The sequence below is a fragment of the Symmachiella dynata genome, assembly GCF_007747995.1.
Lineage (GTDB): Bacteria > Planctomycetota > Planctomycetia > Planctomycetales > Planctomycetaceae > Symmachiella > Symmachiella dynata.
The window spans coordinates 593,003-614,895 of the sequence record NZ_CP036276.1 but is presented as its reverse complement, the minus strand read 5'-3'; the positions used below and the strand labels follow the sequence as shown (position 1 = coordinate 614,895).

The window sequence follows — 21,893 nt, the reverse complement described above, 5'->3', positions numbered from 1 at the left end:
ACAACACATGCGGGATGCCCACCGGTATGATATGATCGTTGCCGTGCTCCGCCCCGAGGTTGTGCGGCAGCACGTGCCTGAATCCGCGATCCCTGCTTTCATCGAGTCAAGGAGTTTTATCGATGTCCCGCTGCTTAGTTTCGGCATTATTCTTAGTGGTGTTTGGTGCGACGCATCCGATCTGGGCCGCTGATTGGCCGACATTTCGCGGTCCAGCAGGCGATGGATTATCGGGCGGGGAACAAGGTCCAACCCAATGGAGCGCTACGGACAATATCGCTTGGAAAGTCAAACTTCCCCAACCGGGAAATGGCAGTCCCATTGCAGTGGATGGCCGTGTGTTTGTGACGAGCGCCGAGGACGAAGAGGGGAAGCAGCGGAGCCTGTATTGCTTCGACCAAAAAACCGGCAAACAACAGTGGGTGCGGACCGTCACCATCGACGAGAAAATGCCAACCCACAAAACCAATCCTTACTGCGGTTCGACCCCTGCCTCCGACGGTGAACGGGTAGTGGTCTTTCACGGCTCGGCCGGTTTGTATTGCTATGACTTGGACGGGAATGAATTGTGGTCCCGCAATCTGGGGAAATTTCGCCACATGTGGGGCTATGGCGCTTCGCCGATATTCCACGACGGAAAAATCTTGCTCAATGCCGGACCGGGAAAGAATGTCTTTCTCACCGCTATCGATCCAACGAACGGCAAAGAGATCTGGAAGACACCCGAACCGGTCGAGGCGGACGGCAACCGTCGCGATGATGGCAATCCGATGGGATCGTGGTGCACGCCGGTGATCGCCGAGGTCGGTGGCAAATCGCAAATCATCTGCGCGATGCCCACACGGGTGAACGCTTACGATCCGCAGTCGGGCGAAATCATCTGGACCTGTGACGGCATGGCCCATGATCGCGGGAGTTTGGCGTATTCATCACCGGTCATCGTGGGGCCTCTGTGTTTCATCACGGGAGGATATCGCGGACCAACAATGGCCATCCGCTTGGGCGGCACGGGGGACGTGACGCAAACCCACCGACTATATCGCAAGGAAAACAGCCCGCAGAGCATTGGCACCGGTGTTGCCATCGACGGCTATCTCTATCGCCCCAACGCCGATGGCGCTGCCATTCAATGTCTCGACCCCAAAACGGGCAAGATCCTTTGGAGTCATCGCGGCAAAGGCCCCAGTTGGGGATCGATCGCCGGCGCGGGCGGCTTGCTGTATCTGACGAACAAAAAAGGAACGACGTTGGTCTTCAAGCCGAGTGAAGAGAAGTATATTGAGGTCGCCGTCAACGAATTGGACGATTCCACCAATGCGACACCCGCCATCGCCGACGGCCGCATTTTTATCCGCACCGACGGTTCGCTGTTCGGCATTGCGGAATCGCCCACCCAAAATTAGTCGAAGCTGGGCCGGAGGATAAATGATGAACAGACGACTGACGCTCTCGCCGTTTTTCCTCTGGGTGGCGGTGATTGCGTTCACGGTATTCGCGAAAACGCCGTCCCCTAGTCTCGCAGCGGAACGTCCGAATATTGTTGTGATTCTGGCCGACGACCAATCGTATCGCGATTTTGGTTTCACCGGCAATCCGTTGGTGCATACGCCGCAGATCGATCAATTGGCAGCCGCTTCGGCGCGATATCCCAATGGCTATGTCCCCATGAGCGTTTGCCGACCGTCGTTGGCGACAATTTTAACCGGGCTCTATCCGCATCAAAACGGCATCCATTTCAATCACCCACCACCGGGATTGAGGACGATGCAGAACACCATGACGGCGGATGAGTACCACCAAGCGCGGGCGACGACGGACTATCTAATCCAAAACGTTCCCACGCTGCCGCGCATCTTGGCGGAACATGGATATGCCTGTTTGCAAACCGGCAAGCATTGGGAGGGAAGTTATCAAACCGCTGGATTCACGCACGGCATGACACGGGGCTTGCCGGCGAAACGACTGGGGCACGTCACCGGCACCCGCAAGCAAGCCAACGGTGATTGGGTCGCGCACGGCAATGGCGATGCCGGGCTGGTCATCGGTCGCGAAACGATGCAACCGATCGAGAACTTCATCGGCGAATACGCCGGCAAGCAACCATTTTTTGTCTGGTACGCCCCTTTTCTGCCGCACACACCGTTCGACGCGCCGCAACGTTTCCACGACTTGTATAAGGGCCACGATATTCCGAAACACCTGCGGCCTTATTATGCGGAGATTGCGAGATTCGATGAGACCGTGGGGCAGCTGATGGGATTTCTTTCGCAACACGACATTCTGGATGACTCCTTAATCGTGTTTGCTTCGGACAACGGCTTTCGCCCGGATGAGCGGGCCCCGGCGCGGCAGAATCGACGCTCTAAATTGTCCCCCTTCGAAGACGGTCTGCGCACGCCGATCTTGCTTTGCTGGCCAAATCAAATCAAACCGGCGGAGCACCCGCAATTGGTCAGTACCGTCGATCTCGTCCCGACGATTCTCGCAGCAGCGGGATTGTCTGCGGAGATCACACCACGCATGCGCGGCCGGAATCTGCTGCCGTCAGCCAGAGGCGACGAAACACTCGCCGATCAACCGGCGTTCGGGGCGATCTATCCCAATGACGCGCAAAGCCTCGGCGCGCCCTCGCAGCACGTGCGCGGACGCTGGATTCGTTGGGGGGACTACAAACTGTTACTCCCCGGCCCAGCTAAGAATCCGGTCAAGATGAGCCTCTTCGATCTGAAACACGATCCGGCTGAGCAAACGAACCTGATCAATCAACCGGATCAATCTGAGCGGATCGCACGCATGACCCAACGGCTCGACGAATGGTGGCCGCCGGGAGACGACAGCGCTGTCACGCAGCGCAAGGCGAATCGTTAGTCGCGGGCAAAGAACAGCCAATCGGTCTGTTCGACATCGATGAGGTTGTTGAAAACGGTCACCGGTTCGATGTGCACTTCACGGAATACCGTGCGCAGCGCTTCGGAAAACGGGGAATCTTCGGCATACGACCAAATACCCAGCAGCCCCCCTTCAGCGAGATGCCGCTTCGCCAACCGCAAGCCCTTAGCTGTATAGAAATCGCCGTTGGCGGTTCCCAGGTTTTCCTCGGGCGAATGATCCACGTCAATCAGAATTAGGTCATACTTTCGCGGTGGTGCGTCGGCGAGATATTGATAGACGTCGCCGCGCGTGATCTGCAAGCGGTCTTCGCCGTTCAACTCCTCCGACAACGGCACCAGTCCTTGCTCCAACCAACCGATCACCTGCGGAAGAAACTCAATGACCTCGCAACTCACCACACGCGGAGAACCCAGCGCCGCTCGCGCCGTATACCCCAACCCGAGGCCGCCAACCAGGACATGCAGTTCCGATCCGGTATGCATCCGCAACGCAATTTCCGACAACGCGCGTTCCGAAGCGGTCAGGTAACTACTCATCAGAAATTCGTGATTGAGCGTGACCTCCGTGACAACGGTCCCCGGTTCACACAACAATTCACGACGCCGCAAACACAACATGCCCAACTCTGTGGGTTCGTAAGCGAGGATCTCAAACTGCGGAGTGGCCACAAAAGAACCAATCATTGGGAGGAGGAGGAAACGAACCGACGCACATTGTACAGCGGCACCGATAAAAAGAACATCGCCCACCAAATCACAAGAATTAGCAACCGTAGGGTGCGACGCACCTTTCTCGCGTAGTACAAGAGATGGACCTCAGAAAAAAGGCCTCACGCAAAGGCGCAGAGCCGCGAAGCAGAAAAAGGAAACTATTGGAAACCCGCGTTCACAAAAAACAGTAAGGCCATACTCCAGGTGCTCAGTTCTCACACACCAAGTGGAAAATGTACAATCCCATTGCTCCAAGCATCGATCACTCAAAAACAAGGAGATGCTGTGCGGGAGAGACGAATCATACTTGTTGATGGTATGCCGGGGACCGGCAAGTCAACGCTAGCGCAGTTTATCTATCGACAATTGCGCAGCGGCGGACAACCTGTCAAATGGTATCATGAAGAAAGCGCCACGCATCCGGTGCGGTTGTTTTATGAACCGCACCGCCACCGATCTTGGTCAAACTACTGCGACGAAGTTGTGTCGAGTTGGCAGCAATTTGTGCGGGAACTGGATAGCAGGAATGACGTGGCTGTCATTGATGCGGCGCTTCTTCAGAACCATGTGCGGTCGATGTTAATTTTCGATTGTGACCGGGATTTGATATTGGATCTCGTTCTGCGTATCGAAAATACGATCACTGCGTTCAATCCCGTTTTGATCTACCTCGCACCGAGCGACATCGAGGCAAACTTTCGTGATGTGGTCGAATCCCGCGGCCAACGTCTGATGGAATTATGGACTGCCGCCCACGACCAATACCCCTATACGCGCTCGGCCAGCCTTACGGGCTATGCTGGATTCATCAAGTTTTGGAAGGAATTTGACGAGATTTCGGATCGTGCATTTGACCAGATCGGATTCAAAAAACTACGTCAGCGCATTGCGCATAGTGACTGGAAAACGCGATATGTCGAGGCGCTCGATTTTTGGGACGTTCCTCAGCCAACAGCCGTCTCCACGATGGACCGCTTAGAACGTTTTGCCGGAGATTATCAAATGCTTGATGATCACTCAGCGACGACGTTTCGGCTCCGACCGCTTGGTGATTCGCTGATAGCAACGGTTGATCAGCCAAGCTTTGATGTTCAAAGCGGCCCGTTCGGCTGCTTCCGCCAAGCGCGACTTATTCCACAGGCACAGAACGAATTCTATGTGGCCGCCTGGCCGCACGTGGTGCGCTTTGAGGAAGATGCCAAGGGGTTGGTCGCAAACTTAAATGTGACCAATGCCGCCGTAGGTTGGCCGCCGTCCCACTTCAAATATTGCAAAATGTAGTCCGGTGCGTCATATCTCACCCGACGAATCAGGCGGCTTTCTTGCTCGAATCGCGGCCGTCCTGGTCGTGATTCAATGTCGGGTCAAATAAGTATAGCGGCGAGTTTTCCGGGCTTTTGGCGGCGTTGTTTCCGAAGATCGATTTTACGACGTTGGAAATCTGATGCACGCGGCGGATCATGCGTGAGTTCGTCAGAAAATCGCCGCCGACGAACGTCACGAAGCGGCGATTGAGGTAGCCGCCTTGGAAGGTGGTCACCATTTTTTGCACCGACGTGTTGCGGCTGGCGATATAAAACGCGTCGACCATGTGGTGCACCGACTTTTCGTGCGAACGCATTTCTTTTTGGTAACTATCAAAGACGGTGCTCGGAATCTTTTCTGTGGCCGGCTGCGCAGAAACGATGTCGGCGACCATTTCGGCCGACTTCATGGCCAAATGCACACCGGACGAATAGCAAGGATCGATGAAATAGGCCGCGTCACCGACAGCCACCCATCCCTCCCCCGCTAGATTCTGGGAACTGCTGGCCATGTTGCCGGTCACCATCACGTCCGAAATTCGTCGACGGTCGAGCGTCATGCCGTGGTTGAGTAGGTCATTCTCTTCCACCATTTTTTCCACCAAGTCGGTCGGTGACAGGCGGGATTTTTGGAAGCGATCGACGGTCATCACCACACCGACCGAAAACCGATCTTCGGGCAGTCGCAGCAGCCATGTCCAACCGTCATAAAACATCTGCCCTACGAACCAACCTGCTTTGACGTCGTCGCGCGTCGGGCGGGCGGCGTATTGGCAATACATCCCCATGCGTTGCGGTTGGTTGATTTCGCGCAGCCCCAGTTTCGACGGGATCAGGGCCCGCAAACCGGTGGCGTCGATCACCAGCCGAGCGTGGAGTTCGGCCGTGTTCCCATCTTCGTCGCGACATTTCACGCCGACGATGCGATCGTTTTCCGTAATGACTTCGTTGACTTCTGTCCCAAAGCGGACGTCCGCGCCGCACTCCTCGGAGCGCTGAATCAAAATCTGATCGAAGATCGAACGTTCGACAAGGTAGGAGTAGGGATGATCTTTGAAACTGGCTTTGCGATCCGATTTGTTGAAATCGCCGGCAACCTCAATCGACCCGTACAACCATTTTCCGCCTGGCTTGTGAATAAACGCTTTGCGAATGGGTTCGTGAACTCCCAGCCGTTCAAAGATGCGGACCGAGGCCGGCAAGAGTGATTCGCCAATATGAAATCGGGGAAAGTGTTCTCTCTCAATGACGACCACATCCAGGCCCTGTTCGGCCAAAATCGTGGCGGCGGTGCTTCCTGCGGGGCCTGCGCCTATGATCACAACATCATGTTGCGTACTCATCCGGTCTCTTCCTTCAATAGCTGCCTGGCAAACGGTCTCACGTCAACGTAGGTGACGGCATAAAATGCGCGCAGTGGCGCGGGGGCGGGAGTTTATCGTCTTATCGATGGTGCGGAAACCGTGATTTTTACTATGAAAGGTCATCTTAAAAATGAAAAAAGGAGGTCGACGTCCCTCCTCGTCTCTAAACGGCGCAAGCGAGATGTTATGAGACAAAACCGTGCCTTAGAGACACGACCACGGCGTCCCGATGGACTCAATTTTGAGATAGGCGCGCGAGATTTGCGACCAGCTCTGTCGGCCGCTATGCTGAGAAAATGGCACGCAATTCGCGAGGTTCAAGCATTCTCAACAGGACGATAGACTCATAACGAGCGGAGGTATCACGCGAACGCGCAAAGCTCGTTTTTTTCTTTTGCGTACTTGGCGCCTTTGCGTGAGACTTTTTCTGAAACGCGGCTCCGCAGGAGCTTCGCCCTCCCGGCCTACCTGTTTGACAAGCCAACATCAAAAGGCAATTCACCATGCCCCAAGCCATTAAAGTCGGACTTCTCACGCATGCCCCTGGTGCCCATGTCACCGCTTATTTGAGTGCGTTGGCCAAGTCCGCTGCGTGCGGCGAAGTGGTCCTGGCCGATCCAGGCGGACGTTGGGAAAAAGAGGCGCGGAAAGTTCTTGGTGACAAACTCACACAGGTCTATCCCGATCACAAGACGCTACTGGAGCGCGACCGTCCGGGAATGGTGTTGGTGACGATGGAAGCCAAGCTGGCGCCGCCGGTGATCGATGCTGCCCTCGAAGCGGGTTGCCATGTGTTTGCGGAAAAACCCTCTTGCATCCGCGTAGAAGATTTTGAACCGCTCGTGCATAAGGCGGACAGTGGGCACCGTAATTTGATGCTGGCATTGGCCAACCGATTGAATCCCGAGATCGCCGCAGCACGACGGATGATCGCCAATGGAGTCATCGGCAAAATCTACGGAATGGAAATGCACCTGGTTGCCGACCAAACCCGGCTGACGCGCGAATCGTATCAGCAGCAATGGTTCGCGCACAAAGATCGCGCGGGCGGCGGGCATTTGATATGGCTGGGCATCCATTGGCTCGATCTAGCGATGGACATCACGCAGTCCAGCGTGACCGAGGTCGCCGGTTTTACGGCGAATGTCGGCGGGCAATCGATCGATGTGGAGGACTCCGCCGCGGCGGCGCTGAAGTTTGACAACGGAACGCTCGGCACGCTGACCTCGGGGTATTATCTCGACAAGGGGTACAACTCACACATAAAAATCTGGGGCTCGGGCGGCTGGTTGCATCTGGAGTCGATGAAAGACGAACCGCTCACATGGTACACCGCTAAGGGCGCGCATGCGGGCGAAGTGCAGACGTGGCAAGGTTCGAAACAACCCCGCGGGTATACGCCGTTCGTCGATGCCGCTATCAAAGCCTGCGCCGAAATGACCGACCCGCCGATCAGCAATGCCGACAGTCTCCGCGCCTTGAAAACGGTATTCGCAATCTACAAGGCGGCAGCTACGGGACGCACGGTCCAGGTTTGATGAGGCATCATCCGGGCCATGGTTCGTCATTGCGTACATAATGTCCTCCGACGAACTCGCTGAAAAAGTGCGGCACCATCGGATGATCAATCGGCCGCCCGCTGGGGTCTGCCATCAGGTTCTCCGCAGCGGCGTACGTGCAAGTGAGCGAACCGTGGACGAGCACGTGATACCACGGTTGATCGCGGTCGGGCTGCGTTTGGTTGTTGGCATACCAAGCTGCGTCCGCCTGACACGCTTCATCGCGACCCACAACGACGCCGCGATAGCCGTATCGCCGATGTTGTACCAATTGCCCAGGTTCGAAAATCGGTCGCGGGGGAGGCGTGATTGCAATCATGGGTGGCGGCGGCTTTCATGTACTGCGTAGCGGAAAAGTAGTGCAGCGTAATTCATAGGCAAACGGCGACCAGATGTCACGGCCAAATGCGAAATCGGTAAAACAGCCGTGACTCACTCGACGCAATGCGGCAACGCGTTTAAGCTGGAAGACATCTCATTGATCATCCCCGCCGGCAAGATTGGCCCTCCCATGCATCCACGAAGTATTCCGCTCAACATTCGCTGCCTGTCTCTTTACGGTTTCGCAACAGCAATTCTGATGCTGACGCTCATCGGCAGCATCGCAGCCGCAGACAAAATCGATCTCGGCGATGTCCGTGAAAAACATGTGATGATTCCCATGCGCGACGGAAAGAAACTGTCCGCCTACTTATATATCCCAGCAGGCAAAGGCCCATGGCCGGCGCTGTTCGAACAACGCTACGGCGGTTTGCAGGGAACTTCGACGCGGAAGGCGGCGGCGGAACTGGCGAGCGAAGGATTTGTTGTGGCGCTGGTGAATTTTCGCGGCACACATCTCTCCGAGGGTACCTACGTCGGCTATCGCGCGCTGCAATGGGGCGCATTACAAGACGGATACGACAGTTGCGAATGGCTGGCGGACCAAGATTGGTGCACCGGCAAAATTGGGACCTTCGGGAGTTCGCAAGGCGGGTACGCGCAGAATTATCTGGCCGTCACTGAGCCGCCGCACCTGGTTTGCCAATACATGACCGATACCGGTTTGAGCCTGTTCGAAGAAGGGTATCGTATCGGCGGGACAACACGGCCGGAACGATTCAAAGGCATGGCCGGCGTTTGCCGTGACCCCGAGGACAATGCGCGGTTGTTGGCCGAGTGGTTCGCCCATCCGCACTATGACGAATATTGGCAAGCCGAAGACTGCACGCGGCATTTCGACAAGATGAACGTCCCCTGCATGACGATTGGCAGTTGGTACGACTTTATGAATCAAGGCTCGATCGCCAGCTTTCAAGGACGGCAACACCAGGGAGGCCCCAACTCGCGGGGAAAACAACAATTGGTTGTCGGCCCTTGGTTGCATGGGCGGCTGAACAAAGGCAATCGCGTCGGTCAATTGGTTTATCCCAAAAACGCGATTTGGCCGGTGCGCGAACACATGGTCCGCTGGTTCAATCATTATCTCAAGGGCGAAGAGAACGGCGTCGAACAAGATCCGACGGTGCGGTACTACGTGATGGGCGCACTCGGTGAGGGAGACGCACCGGGCAATGTCTGGCGAACTGCCAAAGATTTTCCGCCGCCCGCAAAACCGGTGGAAATGTTTTTGCAAACCGATGGCAAGCTCTCGGCAGCGGCACCGCCCGCCGATGGGGGATCCACCAGTTACACGTCCGACCCGCTGCACCCCATGCAAATTCCCGGCCGCGGTTTTCCCGGCGCGACCGATGCGCGGCCTTTTGAAGAACAGGCCGAAGTGCGCACGTTCACAACCGAACCGCTGACGAAACCAGTCGAATGGACGGGCCGCGTGCAGGCCGAGTTGTATGTCTCTTCAACAGCCCGTGACACCGACTTTATCGTCCGCATCAGCGACGTCTATCCCGACGGACGTTCGATCTTGATTGTCGATTATCCCTGGCGGGCGCGGTACCGCGAAGGCTTTGATCACGAAACACTCATGACACCCGGTGAAGTAACGAAAATCGCGTTTCCGGTGGGCTGGATGAGTCAGATTTTCAATGCCGGACACCGCATCCGCGTCACCATCGCCAGCACGGGCGCTCCGTTGTACGAACCGAATCCGCAAACGGGAAAACCGCTGACCATCGAGTTTCCCGACGATGCCGTGAGTGCCGTCAACACGATCCACCACAACCGCGAACACGCCTCCCGCATCATCGCTCCGGTGCCGGAATAATTCAGAGCGTGCCTGCCAAGCTATTCGACTGTGAAGCCGACTTGATCAATGGCGGCGCGGCCCGATTTCATGAACGGCCGGGGCATGGGTTGAGCGGCGCCGTTGTCGTCGATCGTGCGACAACGGAACGTATACTTCCCCGGCGGCAATCCCGGTAACAGCGCCGCCCAGTGGGCTTTCGACAGCCGCAGGGGCCACGTTTGCGGTTGTCCCGTTTCCGGGTCAAAGCCTTGCGTGGGTACTGGGATACGATTGTCGGCGATATCGCCGCCCCAGTTTTGGGGCGGTGGAAGAATTTCCGCGTCGCTCCAGGGAGCCTTAGTGAAATACTTATCCCCGGCGACCCGCTCTTCGTCGTCATTTTGCACCCAGACCTGCACCTTCTGCAGACCCGAGATGCCGACTTGCGCATAGCCGGTGACGGGGATCGGCTGCCCGGGTTTGATAGTTTTAGGCAGCGAGATCGTTTCGCAAAACGTTTTGAGTGGGCTGTCGACGTCGTTGTTTTTTTCACCGTAAGTGTCGTTGGCGTTCACGCGGTTTGACAGAAACACGTGCGACAACCATTTGATGCTCTTAAATCCATATGCCTCAGGAACGACCATCCGCACCGGCGCGCCGCGCTCGGGCGAGAGCCATTGTCCGTTGAGTTTGTAGCACAGAATCACCGGCGGCAAGCCGTACATATCCTCCAGCACACGGCCGACCGGGAGTGAACTGCGGAACAACTGTTTGGGATCGTCGTTATGGAATCCGTCGTAAAAGACACGGCGGAGATCCTTGCTTGGCTTGGTCAACCAGAGCACTTCCCGCAGCGGCACCCCTTCCCAATTCCCGTTGCCCAACGGGCAGCCGATGTTGAGGCAGGTCATGATTTTGGGAAAGCGGACCGCATGCGTCTCGGCCAGTTGCATGAGATCTTTGAACGTGAAGGCGGTGTTTTTTTCTTTCGTCAACGGGTTACGAATCCGAGCTTTGTTTTCGGGATCGCTCACAACTTCCAACGACCATGTGTCGCGCGTCAATCCGACTTCTTTGCGGCGGGCTTCGTCGAGGGAATGTGGTTGCGGATTACCGCGGGAGACGTCCTGAAAGTCATCCGGCTTCGTCAGCCACGTTTCGAGATTATCGATCACTTGTTGCAGCGCAGGGTCGCGTTCGGCGGCCTTGGCAAATAACGGCAACGTACTCATCGCCGCCAAACCGGCGGCGCCGCTGCGGAGGAAAAACCGACGCGTGAGATATGTGTGCTGAGCGAGAAAATCGTGGGGCTGCGGTTTCATATCGCAATGCCTTACGCGGAGAGGGGATTGTACGCGAGCACGGAAAGGCCGTCTGCAAATCATAACACGCCATGCGCGCCGGCGTCCATCACTGGGCCGGTGCAGTCAGGCGCCGCGCAACCTCAGCCGCATAGAGTGAGGCGTCTAGTAAAAAATCTCGTCGTGCAAGAAGGTCTGACATGCGATTGATTGTCCGAGTCGTGGTGGTGGTGATGTGCACGTGGGGGATAATATCGCAGGCGATGGCGGCTCCGCCTCGAGCGATCCTGACTGGGCCGACCGGAGGAGTGCCGGGCGATATTCTTGTGCTGGATGCTTCGGAATCGGCGGCGGACTTTTATGCCTGGAGCGTGACGCCGCAATTACCGGGTGGACGACCGACGATCTTGGTGTTGGAAGAGGGGCGCAAATGTCTTGTTGCCAGCGTGCCGGGCGTGTATCACGTTTTTTTGGCGTGCAGCACCGCTGAGGGAATTGATCAGGCGCAGTGGACATTGACGATCGGCGACGAGCCAAATCCCACTCCCGTACCACCCGCACCAAATCCCCCGACACCAACGCCGCCCGCTCCGGCACCGGACACTGTGCCGGATGGTGTGTTTCGCATCGCAAAGTTGGCGTTCGACTTGGCCCAATTGGTCGACTCGGCCAATCGCGTGGGACAGGCACATGCCTTGGCTGACGCGGCTGACGCCGTCGCCGCTTCGATTGCTGCGGGGACACTCAAGAAACCACAAGAGATTTTGCGGGCGATTTTGGCAGCCAACAATGCGGCGCTGGGTACAGCGATGCTCGCTTGGACGCCATGGGGAACATCAATCGGCTTGAAGTTGCAAGAACTTTATAAAGCGGGGCGATTGGCACAAACCGGCGACTGGGCGGTCTGCTTGCGGGAAATCGCGATTGGTCTCCGTGCTGTCAAATAAATACTACGCACCAGAGCACGCCTCCCAAACCGACCGCTTGCGGTCGTGCGCAGCGAAGCTTTGTAAGAATTCGAACATCCAGCCCTCCGACATGAATCCACTGAATTCTCACCGGTCTATTGCTCTAGCAATTGCCATCATATTTGAAACACAAGTCACATGAATCAAAACAACGGACTGAGCATGCGTTGGAAGGCGGGGATTGCGGCGGCGATTGGAATTTCGGTCGCCGGGCTGACGATTTCGATCACGACGTCGGTCGACGTCGACGTAACGATCACGCCCAAATCCGTCCGCCAAGGTTGGGCCGGTCCCGCGGCGGTACGGGCGGCACGGCCGCTTGTGGCGGGGATGCCGAAGTTTCGCATCGTCGGTGCCGCTCAAGACAACCAACGGGCCAACGTGCGGTTGTGGGATTATGTCAAAGCGATCAACAACGGGCAGCACTTGCCCAACACAGCGCAGCAGGTAGGAGATTGCGTGAGTTGGGGGGCGAAAAATGCGGTCGATTATTTGCAATGCGTACAGATTGCCCGCGGACCGCCGGTCAGTGCTTTTCATCCCTCGTTCGCGCCCTATTTTTACGGCGTCTCCCGCGTGTTGATCGGCAACGGGCGGATATCGGGTGATGGATCCGTCGGGGCGTGGGCGGCCGAAGGGGCGCGGCGGTTTGGGGTCTTGCCGGCGGATCACGCAGGGGTGCCGGAGTACGATGGTCGCGTCGCGCGCAAATGGGGACGCAGCGGACCGCCGGACGAATTCGTACAGTTCGCGCAGCAGTTCCCCGTACAGACCGTCGCTCCGGTTCGTTCGGCGGCGGATGTGCGGGATGCGGTTTGCAATGGGTATCCGGTGACGATTGCTTCGGATTGGGGCGGGCGGATGCAACCGCGGGAGGTCGATGGACGACTGGTGAATGAGCGCCGCGGCACATGGAATCATCAAATGTGCATCATCGGTTACGACGGCCAAACCGGCAGTGAGCCGTATTACTACGTGTTGAACTCCTGGGGGGCAGCGGCGCACGGCACGCCGCCGGACGATGCGCCGCCGGGAGGATTTTGGATTCGCGAAAAAGATGTCGAGTACATCGTCGCTCAAGGGGATTCGTTTGCGTTCAGCGCGTTCGCGGGATTCCCATCACAGGAATTGGATTTTCGGATTATTGGAGACCAGTAAGATGCGAACGTTTACTCTATTGTTCATTGGATTGTGTTGCACCCAAGTCACTGCGGATGAGCCGCTCAACTGGCGGATCGTCGGACCGTCGACACGAGAAGTGGCCGGTGAGGAGCCGCTCTCGTGGTCGGTCGTCGGGCCGTGCCATTGCAGCTCCGGCGGCAAATGCACCTGCGGCTTAGATTGCCGTTGCGAAGCGGCCGCCCACGAAAGAGCGGAATCCAAACCGGTAGTATTCGCCTACAAGGACTTCCGCCTCACCTGCCCCGGCTGCCAACGCCTAGACCGCGAAGCCGACGCGCTGCCGGTCCAACTGGAATGGAAAGCAGCCCCGGCCTGGGTCCGCTCGTACCCAACACTACATTGGCGCGGAGAGAATGGGCGCTGGTATCAATACCAGTGGGGACTAAAAAACGACGACGTCGCCGGTTTTCGTCGTGTCTGGGAAGCGACACACACAGCGTCTGTGCCAATGACCGAACCGGGGGAGATCCGTGCATCGTCGAATGTTCGATAAACCGATCCGGGAGGGCGAGGCTCCCGCCGAGCCGCTGTCTACCGTTAGATGATCCCCCAAATCGAGATGCCGCAACCTTCCATGATCTATCACATTTCAGGTTCGTTGCAGTCTTTTTAACGCGGTGAAAGTCGTTGGTTGCGCGCGGCTCAGCGGGAGCTTCGCCCTCCCGGATCGTCGAGTTGCTCTTTTTAGAGCGGTTCCCCTGCAGGACCAGAATCCTTGACATTGCCTGATTGTCTGATAATCTGAATGCTGGCAAAAAACGGCGCGTGTGCCGTTGGGATTCTGGTTTGCGGAGAGGTTCATGTTAAAAACTCTGCCACGGCAGAAGCTGCGGGATGTGGTTGCTGAAGGGCTGAAGTCGTATATCGTTTCCGAAGGACTGGTTCCCGGAGACCGGTTGCCGAATGAAACGGAGCTTGCCGAATCGTTTGGTGTCAGCCGACTCAGCCTGCGCGAGGCGACCAAAGCACTCGAGTTTTTGGGGATTGTCGAATCCCGGACCGGCGTCGGACTGACGGTCGGGGAAATCGACCTGCAGCGAGTCACCAAGCACCTCGGCTTCCACCCTGCCCTGCACGCCGCCGACCCGCATCAGTTGATCGACTCGCGCGTCGTCATCGAAACCGGTGTCCTCCCGCATGTGGCACGGCGGATGGCGGACGATCCCGCTTTGTATGATTCGCTGAAATCCATCGTCGATCGCCTCAGTGCGTCGCGCAAGTTTGAGGTGCAAATTGAAGTCGACATCGAATTTCACCGCAGTCTGATGCAAGCCAGCGGCCTCGCGCCGCTGGTGGCCTTCGATGATTTATTGCAGGTGTTTTTTCGTCGATTTCGCGATAGCGTCAAAAAGGCGGAATGGAAAGCGGGCCTTGAAAGCCATCGGCGAATCGTTGAGGACTTACGCGACCAAAATGTCGAGCGGGCCACGGCGGAATTGAAAGCCCACATAGAAAGTCATCGGCAGCGGATTGGAGCAGGTCTATGAGAAACGACGATAGCCTCGCTCGTCGTGGCGTTCCCACAGTGTTGTGCGCGTTGGCTCTGTCGATGGCTTGGCAGTTACCGTCCGCATCGGCCGAAGAGAAATCCGCGACCGCTTTAGATCAAGACTACGGCAAGACGATTCAACCGTTGTTGCGGCAATATTGTTTTGATTGTCACTCGGCGGATTTGGCGGAAGCGGAAGTCGACCTTTCGACGATTCCGACAATGGCCGCTGCGCGCAAGCAGGTGAAAACGTGGTTGCGGATTCGTCAGATGCTGGAAAGCGGACAGATGCCGCCGCGTGATGAAGCGCAACCGACTGAAGCAGAGCTAAAAGCATTGCGGAGTTGGGTGCGGGATTTTCTCACGCTCGAAGCCAATGCCCGCGCCGGCGATCCGGGGCCGATCGTGCTGCGGCGGCTGAATAATGCGGAGTATAATTATACAATCCGCGACCTGACCGGTGTCGCCACACTTGATCCCACCGAAGAATTTCCGATCGACGGCGCCGCAGGGGAAGGCTTTATCAACACCGGCTCCGCGCAGGCAATGTCGCCGTCGCTGGTCACCAAGTATCTCGAAGCTGCCAAAGATGTGGCCGCCCATGTGGTGTTGTTGCCTGACGGAATTCGTTTTTCGCCGCACACTTCAAAACGTGACCACACAGACGAATTGTTGGCCCGCATTCAATCCTTCTACCGCCGGTTCACCCAAAGCGGGGATGGGACGGTTCTCACGTGGCAAGGCACCAAATTCGACACTGACCAAGAGGGGCTGTTGCCTGTCGAAAGATATCTAACAGCCACGCTCGAAGAACGGGATGCCCTGACTGCCGGCCAAAAGTCGATCGAACAGGTTGCCAACGAACGTTCGCTCAACCCGCGTTATTTGCAAATGTTGTGGACCGCATTGTCAGTCGCGGCCGAATCTTCTGATTCGTTCGTTATCAATCGGTTTCGCCAAAAATGGCAACAGGCGACAGCCGCGGATGTTCCCGCATTGGTTGCAGAAATCACAGCCGCACAGCAAGCGCTGTGGAAATATAACTCCATCGGTCAATTGACGGGCGACGGTGTGCAAAAAAAATGGATGGAGCCGGTCGAAAAAGTTACGACGCGACAGGACATACGGCTGGCGCTGCCGCCGACCGATACGGATGTTGTGCTGTATCTCACGGCGGATGATTTGGGAGACGGACGCGACGGGGATTATGTGATTTGGGAACGTCCACGTATTGAGTTTCCGACCGATGAGTCGGAAGCAGCACACCCGCCGATCCTGTTGCGCGATGTCTACGGTCTGGACGAGCGTATTAAGAAGGCGCTGGCCAGTGAAGGGCCACGGACGACGGCTTATCTCGACGGGGTCGACAAACTGCGGGCCTCGACGGCCACGTTGGAAGAATTCGCCGAAGCCAACGGTTTGAATCCGCAATTGCTCAAAGCGTGGTCGACGCTGCTTGGGTTGGAGCGGAAAGAGAAACGTGAGATTCGCGGGCTGTTCACCAACAAATTAACCAGCTTGCACAATTATGATTCCATTAACGGTTGGGCTGCGGGGAACTTACCGAGCCTGTTGACGAATCGCTCCAAAGAGGACGTCACCTTTCGGACGTTGACGATACCCGCTCGCGGTGTGACGGTGCATCCGACGCCAACGCAGGAATCGATCATCGCGTGGCGTAGCCCGTTGGATGGACAGGTGCGGATTGAGGGCTTCGCCGCCGATGCGGACGACAAGTGCGGCAACGGGTTTGCCTGGCGCGTGGAACTGCATGCGGAAACCGGCACGACACAACTGGCAAGCGGCACCGTCGATAACGGCCGGCGTCAGACATTTTCTCCCGAGGGGGAAACGGCCATCCACGCGGGAGATGTCGTGTCGCTGATCATCAACGCCCGAGACAATACACATGTCTGCGACACAACACATGTGGCCTTGAAACTGACTGAGGTCGGGGGTGAAACGCGCGTTTGGGATTTAGCGACCGATGTCGTTGATCGGATCCTGGAGTCCAACCCGTTGCCCGATGCGTACGGCAACTTGAAGACTTGGCACTTTGGTGCCTCGGAGGATGTGGGGTCGACCAAATCGTTATTGCCCCCCGGCTCCGCCCTCGCCCAGTGGCGTGCGGCCGTGCTCGGCGAGAAACCGGTCGACGAAATCCAGCAGCTGGCGCAGTCCGTGCAGACTGCAATAACGACGACGGATGAGGCATCGCTCAGCGAACCAGACCGGGCGTTACGAACATTGCTCAACGACTGGAAAGGTCCACTGCACTGGGCAACGGTTGCCGGCACAGCGGCCTCGGGAAGCGATTCGACCTTTGGAATCGACCCGGCGCAATTTGGCAAACATCCCAACGGCTCAGCCATTGAACCAGCCAGTCTATGCGTGCAGGCGCCGCAGATTCTAGAAGTGCAACTGCCGAAAGAATTGGCAAGCGGAGCCGAGTTTGTCGTATCCGGCACATTGCATCCGGCGACAGCTACGGGAGGGAGTGTGCAGCTTCAAGTTCTCAGCACCAAACCGGTGTCGCTCTCATCGTCGCCGGCGCTGCCGATTCTCGTCTCAGCAGATGAAAAAACGCAGCAGCGTGCCAAACAAGCGGTGGCGGAGTTTCGCAACCTGTTTCCCGCAGCCCTTTGTTATGCCCAGATCGTGCCGGTTGATGAAGTGGTTACGTTGTCATTGTATTTCCGGGAAGACGATCAGCTCAAACGGTTGATGCTCAATGATGAGCAGGTGGCTGAATTGGATCGATTGTGGGATGAACTGTATTATGTCGCCCAGGAACCGATTGCGCTGACGGTGGCATATGAACAGATCTATGAATTCGCCACGCAGGATCGGCCGGACTTGGTGAAATCGTTTGAGCCGATGCGGGGGCCAATCAATGCGCGAGCGGATCTGTTTCGCACGCGGTTAAAAGAGACTGAACCGGCGCACGTTGATGCGGTTTTGGAATTCGCCAATCGCGCTTGGCGGCGGCCATTGAGTGAATCGGAGCAAGAGGATTTACGCAAGCTTTATGACGGGCTGCGCCAATCGGACATTCCGCACGAGGAAGCGATTCAATTGACGTTGGCACGGGTACTGGCTTCACCGGCATTTTTGTATCGGCTCGAAACCCCGCCGGCGGGTGACGCAGCGGCTGAAGTTTCCGGCATGGAGTTGGCAAATCGGCTGAGTTATTTCCTGTGGTCGTCGCTGCCCGATGCTGAACTTCGTGAAGCGGGTGATTCGGGTGCGCTGCTGTCAGAAGACGTGTTGCAAAAACAAACGCGGCGGATGCTGGCCGATCCACGGACGCGGCGGTTGGCGGTGCAGTTTGCCTGCCAATGGTTGCATCTGCGGGACTTTGATCAGAACGACGATAAAAACGAAGCGTTGTATCCCGAGTTCGCGGAACTGCGCGGCGCCATGTATGAAGAAACGGTGCGGTTCTTCGAAGATATGTTCCGCAACGACGGTTCGATTCTAGATTTGCTCAACGCGGATCATGCGTTCGTGAATGCGGCACTGGCTGAGCACTATGGAATCGACGGTGTTGAGGGGGATGAGTGGCGGCGCGTCGAAGGGCTGCAAGCGCAAGGTCGCGGCGGGATTTTGGGGATGGCCACGTTTTTGGCCAGTCAATCGGGTGCCTCGCGGACGAGTCCCATTCTGCGCGGGAACTGGATTTATGAAACGTTGCTGGGCGAGCGTTTGCCGCGCCCGCCGGCGAATATTCCGCAATTGCCTGAAACCGTTCCGGCGGGACTTTCGGCACGGCAGTTAATTGAGAAACATAGCTCCGCTCCGGAGTGTGCCACCTGCCACGTCCGTATTGATCCGTTCGGATTCGCGCTGGAACAATACGACGCCATCGGCCGCCTGCGCCCGGAACCGGCGGATACAAAAACAGTCCTCGACAATGGCCAACCGATGGAAGGGATCGCGGGATTGCGGAACTATCTGCTCACGGTCCGTCGCGACGATGTGGTCCGGCAATTCTGCCGCAAACTCTTAGGTTATGCATTGGGCCGGGAAGTACAATTGTCGGACGAGCCATTGTTGGCCACGATGCAAGAAAAACTGAAGGCGGGCGATTACCGATTCCACGTGGCTGTCGAAGCGATTGTATCGAGCGAGCAGTTCCAACGGATTCGCGGCCGAGATTTTGTCGGCGATTGAATAGAGCGGCGCGGACATTTACAACTGAATATTAGCGAACATTATTATTCCAACCGGAGCAGTCCCATGGCAGACCATCAGTTTTCACGTCGAACGATGCTTCGCGGCTTGGGTGTCACGATGGCCCTGCCGTGGATGGAGTCGCTGTCGGTCTGGGGCGACGAGACTCCCAGTATCACACCCGCCAGCCAAGCGCCGACGCGGATGGCGATTCTGTTCTCCGGCTGCGGATACCATCGCCACGAGTGGTGGGCCAAGGGGCAAGGCAAATCGATGGAGCTCGGCAAGGTGCTGGCTCCGCTGAATGATTTTCGCGACCGCATGACATTCATTCGCGGGCTGTACAACGCCGAAGCGCTCAAGGGAAACATTCATAGTTCGCAAACGGGCAATTTGCTGTCCGGCGCGCCGCTAACAGCGGGAGGCACGATTCGCTCCGGCACGAGTGTCGATCAAGTCGTGGCGCAAAAAATCGGCCATCAGACCAAACTGCCGAGCCTGGTGCTGGGTTGCGAAAAAGCGAACCCGTCGGTGCACAAAAATTATTCGATGCTGTATAGCTCGCACATTTCCTGGAGCAGCCCGACCACGCCGACCCCTTTGGAAGTCTATCCCGCGTTGGCCTTCGACCACCTCTTCAAAGAGAGTGCACAGTTGGGCGACAAGAGCGTCTTGGATGCCGTCTTGGCCGATGCTAAGGACTTTCGCCGGGATATTAGCACGCTCGATCAACATAAATTGGATGAATACTTAAACTCGGTCCGTGATGTGGAACAGCGGATCGAGCGCGCTGGGAAGCGCGGAGAAATGCAAGGCTGGCGGCCCACGCTGACTGGTCCCAACATCCCGCGGCCAGCCGATGGATATCCGCAGGACATTGTCGAACATATGCGGTTGATGAGCGACATTTTGGTGCTGGCCTTCCAAACCGACACGACCCGCGTCTGCACGTTGAAACTCAACAACGATCACGGCACGCTGCGGTTTCCGCATCTGGGCGTGGACTACATGATTCACCATCTGCTATCGCACAACGATACGGACGATTGGTTGAAGGTGAATCAGTTCTTCCTGGAACAGGTCGCCTACATCGCCCGCAAGATGGACAGTATTCGCGAAGGAGACCGTACACTTCTGGACAACTCAATGTTGATGCTCTGTTCCAGCATGCTCAACGGACACCATGATGCAAATCAACTTCCCGTGGTGATGGTCGGCGGCGGGGGCGGGCGGATTCGCGGGGGTCAGAATTTGGATTACCTTGAAAAACCCGACCGCCAAATGTGCCGACTTTACTTGAGCATGATGGATAAAATGGGCGTCCAATTGGATTCCTTCGGCGACGCTACCCAGCCGTTGGATGAGGTCTGACGATGCGATCGGCCCTGTTCGTTGCGGCATGCTTGATTCATTGCACGGTCATTGCGGCGGAACCTCCGCCACTGGTGCTCCGCGATGCGGCGGTGTTCGATACCGCGACCGGGACGATGCTGCCGGAGCGGACGGTTGTGGTTGAGGACGGGTTGATCACGGCGATCGGCACGCAGGAACAACCGGCGACGATTCCCGACGGAGCAACCGTTGTCGAGGCGGGCGGTAAATACGTGATCCCCGGCTTGATCGATGCGCACGTGCATTTGGTGCATCTGGCGGATCGCACGCACGTCACAGGTGATGAGTTTTTGCCGCTATTCTTGGCAGCGGGGGTGACGTCGGTCCGCAGTGCCGGCGATGCGATTGTGGCTGAAGTAGGCATCGCGCGGTATGCGGCGCTGCATCCGGAGTTTTGTCCGCAGGTGTTTCTGGCTAGTCCGCTCATCGACGGCGCGCGACCGGTGCACCGCGACATCGGTTACAGCTTGACCGATCCGGCGCTTGTCCCCGCTTTTGTGGATGAGATGTCGCAGTGGAACGTGGTGACACTGAAAATCTATGTCGGCACGCCGCGAGCGATCGGGCAAAAAGTGATTGAAGAGGGACACCGCCGCGGCATGATGGTCACCGGTCATTTGGGCCGCTACACCGCTCAGGAATCGGCGACCGACGGGATCGATTGTTTGGAACATATCTGGTCGGTGTTCAACTACAGCATCTCTCCCGCAGCGGCCAAGGTCCCCAATCCACGGGCGAATCTTGATCTGCAAAACCCACAATGCCAAGCACTGATCGCTCAATTGGCGAAGCAAAAAGTGGCCGTCGATCCGACGTTGGTCGTGTTTCGCAATATGATCTATTTGAACGACTTGGAAGAGGTCCACCAACACGCGGATTTGCAACATGTGCCGAAACGGATGCTGCGATACTGGGAAGCGTATCGCGCCTCCAGCAATCTCGCTCCCGAAACGCGTCCGTTACGGCTCCGCGAAATTGAGAAGTATCAGGAACTCACCGGCTTGCTGCACAAAGCGGGGGTGAAAATCCTGGTGGGGACCGACACACCCGAACCGTTCGTCCCGCCCGGATTTTCGCTGCACCAAGAATTGGAACTGCTGGTCGCCTCGGGGCTGTCGCCGGCAGCGGCGCTCACATCGGCCACGCTGCACAATGCGGGAATCGTCAAGCAGTCCGACACGCTGGGCAGCATTGAGGTCGGCAAACAAGCGGACCTTGTGGTACTCTCGGCCGACCCGCTGGCGGACATTCGCAACACGCGGAAGATCGACTTTGTAGTGCATCGCGGACAGGTCTGTGACCCGGCAAAACTGTTGGAGCGGGAGTCGGACGAATAGTCCGTTCATCGCACTGCTGGGCAAGCCAGCAGTGGCACCCAGAATCTCTTAGCCTCCC

16 protein-coding genes are annotated in these 21,893 nt (G+C 57.1%); 12 read left to right on the top strand and 4 right to left on the bottom strand.

The genetic code is table 11. From position 1 onward, the window contains the following. The first annotated feature begins 122 nt into the window (after positions 1-122). A complete protein-coding gene (locus Mal52_RS02310) occupies positions 123-1,403 on the top strand; it encodes an outer membrane protein assembly factor BamB family protein (RefSeq protein ID WP_145374033.1) in 1,281 nt (426 codons plus the stop codon). A 22-nt stretch (positions 1,404-1,425) separates the two neighbouring features. After that, positions 1,426-2,868 (top strand): sulfatase family protein, encoded by a 1,443-nt coding sequence (locus Mal52_RS02305; protein WP_145374032.1) that lies wholly within the window; start codon positions 1,426-1,428, stop codon positions 2,866-2,868. On the opposite strand, the gene Mal52_RS02300 is transcribed toward Mal52_RS02305, so the two are convergent. Continuing rightward, positions 2,865-3,560: a spermidine synthase gene (locus tag Mal52_RS02300; RefSeq protein ID WP_145374031.1), complete on the bottom strand. Its 696-nt coding sequence runs from the start codon at positions 3,558-3,560 to the stop codon at positions 2,865-2,867. The genes Mal52_RS02305 and Mal52_RS02300 overlap by 4 nt on opposite strands. Positions 3,561-3,887: 327 nt before the next feature. Here Mal52_RS02300 and Mal52_RS02295 point away from each other — a divergent pair, with 327 nt between their 5' ends. Then, the gene (locus Mal52_RS02295) at positions 3,888-4,883 is read left to right on the top strand and encodes a P-loop NTPase family protein (RefSeq protein WP_145374030.1); all 996 of its coding nucleotides are present in this window, start codon (positions 3,888-3,890) and stop codon (positions 4,881-4,883) included. Between the two features lie 28 nt (positions 4,884-4,911). Here the strand turns inward: Mal52_RS02295 and Mal52_RS02290 are convergent, their stop codons facing one another. Continuing rightward, complete coding sequence (locus tag Mal52_RS02290; protein ID WP_145374029.1) at positions 4,912-6,249, bottom strand: NAD(P)/FAD-dependent oxidoreductase; 1,338 nt, start codon at positions 6,247-6,249, stop codon at positions 4,912-4,914. Between the two features lie 524 nt (positions 6,250-6,773). Here Mal52_RS02290 and Mal52_RS02285 point away from each other — a divergent pair. After that, positions 6,774-7,808, top strand: a complete 1,035-nt coding sequence (locus Mal52_RS02285) for a Gfo/Idh/MocA family protein (protein ID WP_145374028.1) — start codon at positions 6,774-6,776, stop codon at positions 7,806-7,808. A 7-nt stretch (positions 7,809-7,815) separates the two neighbouring features. Here Mal52_RS02285 and hspQ read toward each other — a convergent pair whose 3' ends face one another. Further along, positions 7,816-8,148: a heat shock protein HspQ gene (gene hspQ, locus Mal52_RS02280; RefSeq protein ID WP_145374027.1), complete on the bottom strand. Its 333-nt coding sequence runs from the start codon at positions 8,146-8,148 to the stop codon at positions 7,816-7,818. A gap of 108 nt (positions 8,149-8,256) precedes the next feature. Here hspQ and Mal52_RS02275 point away from each other — a divergent pair, with 108 nt between their 5' ends. Beyond that, complete coding sequence (locus Mal52_RS02275; protein WP_231962500.1) at positions 8,257-10,032, top strand: CocE/NonD family hydrolase; 1,776 nt, start codon at positions 8,257-8,259, stop codon at positions 10,030-10,032. 20 nt (positions 10,033-10,052) lie between these two features. On the opposite strand, the gene Mal52_RS02270 is transcribed toward Mal52_RS02275, so the two are convergent. Further along, a complete protein-coding gene (locus Mal52_RS02270; RefSeq protein WP_197534611.1) occupies positions 10,053-11,315 on the bottom strand; it encodes a molybdopterin-dependent oxidoreductase in 1,263 nt (420 codons plus the stop codon). A 179-nt stretch (positions 11,316-11,494) separates the two neighbouring features. On the opposite strand from Mal52_RS02270, the gene Mal52_RS29545 reads away from it, so the two are divergent. The 7 genes from Mal52_RS29545 to Mal52_RS02235 all read left to right on the top strand — a co-directional run bounded on the left by Mal52_RS29545 (position 11,495) and on the right by Mal52_RS02235 (position 21,835). Beyond that, positions 11,495-12,241, top strand: a complete 747-nt coding sequence (locus tag Mal52_RS29545; protein ID WP_197534610.1) for a hypothetical protein — start codon at positions 11,495-11,497, stop codon at positions 12,239-12,241. A gap of 159 nt (positions 12,242-12,400) precedes the next feature. After that, positions 12,401-13,420, top strand: coding sequence for a C1 family peptidase (locus tag Mal52_RS02260; protein WP_145374024.1), 1,020 nt, complete (start codon positions 12,401-12,403; stop codon positions 13,418-13,420). A gap of 1 nt (position 13,421) precedes the next feature. Beyond that, complete coding sequence (locus Mal52_RS02255) at positions 13,422-13,937, top strand: hypothetical protein (protein ID WP_145374023.1); 516 nt, start codon at positions 13,422-13,424, stop codon at positions 13,935-13,937. A gap of 307 nt (positions 13,938-14,244) precedes the next feature. Next, entirely contained in the window at positions 14,245-14,931 is a 687-nt protein-coding gene (locus Mal52_RS02250) for a FadR/GntR family transcriptional regulator (RefSeq protein WP_145374022.1), read from the top strand. Further along, on the top strand, positions 14,928-19,106 hold the full coding sequence (locus tag Mal52_RS02245; protein ID WP_145374021.1) for a DUF1592 domain-containing protein: 4,179 nt from the start codon (positions 14,928-14,930) through the stop codon (positions 19,104-19,106). Before Mal52_RS02250 ends, Mal52_RS02245 begins: the two co-directional genes overlap by 4 nt. Before the next feature lie 66 nt (positions 19,107-19,172). Continuing rightward, on the top strand, positions 19,173-20,477 hold the full coding sequence (locus Mal52_RS02240) for a DUF1552 domain-containing protein (protein WP_145374020.1): 1,305 nt from the start codon (positions 19,173-19,175) through the stop codon (positions 20,475-20,477). Positions 20,478-20,479: 2 nt separating this feature from the next. Further along, a complete protein-coding gene (locus Mal52_RS02235) occupies positions 20,480-21,835 on the top strand; it encodes an amidohydrolase family protein (RefSeq protein ID WP_145374019.1) in 1,356 nt (451 codons plus the stop codon). The last annotated feature ends 58 nt before the right edge of the window (positions 21,836-21,893 follow it).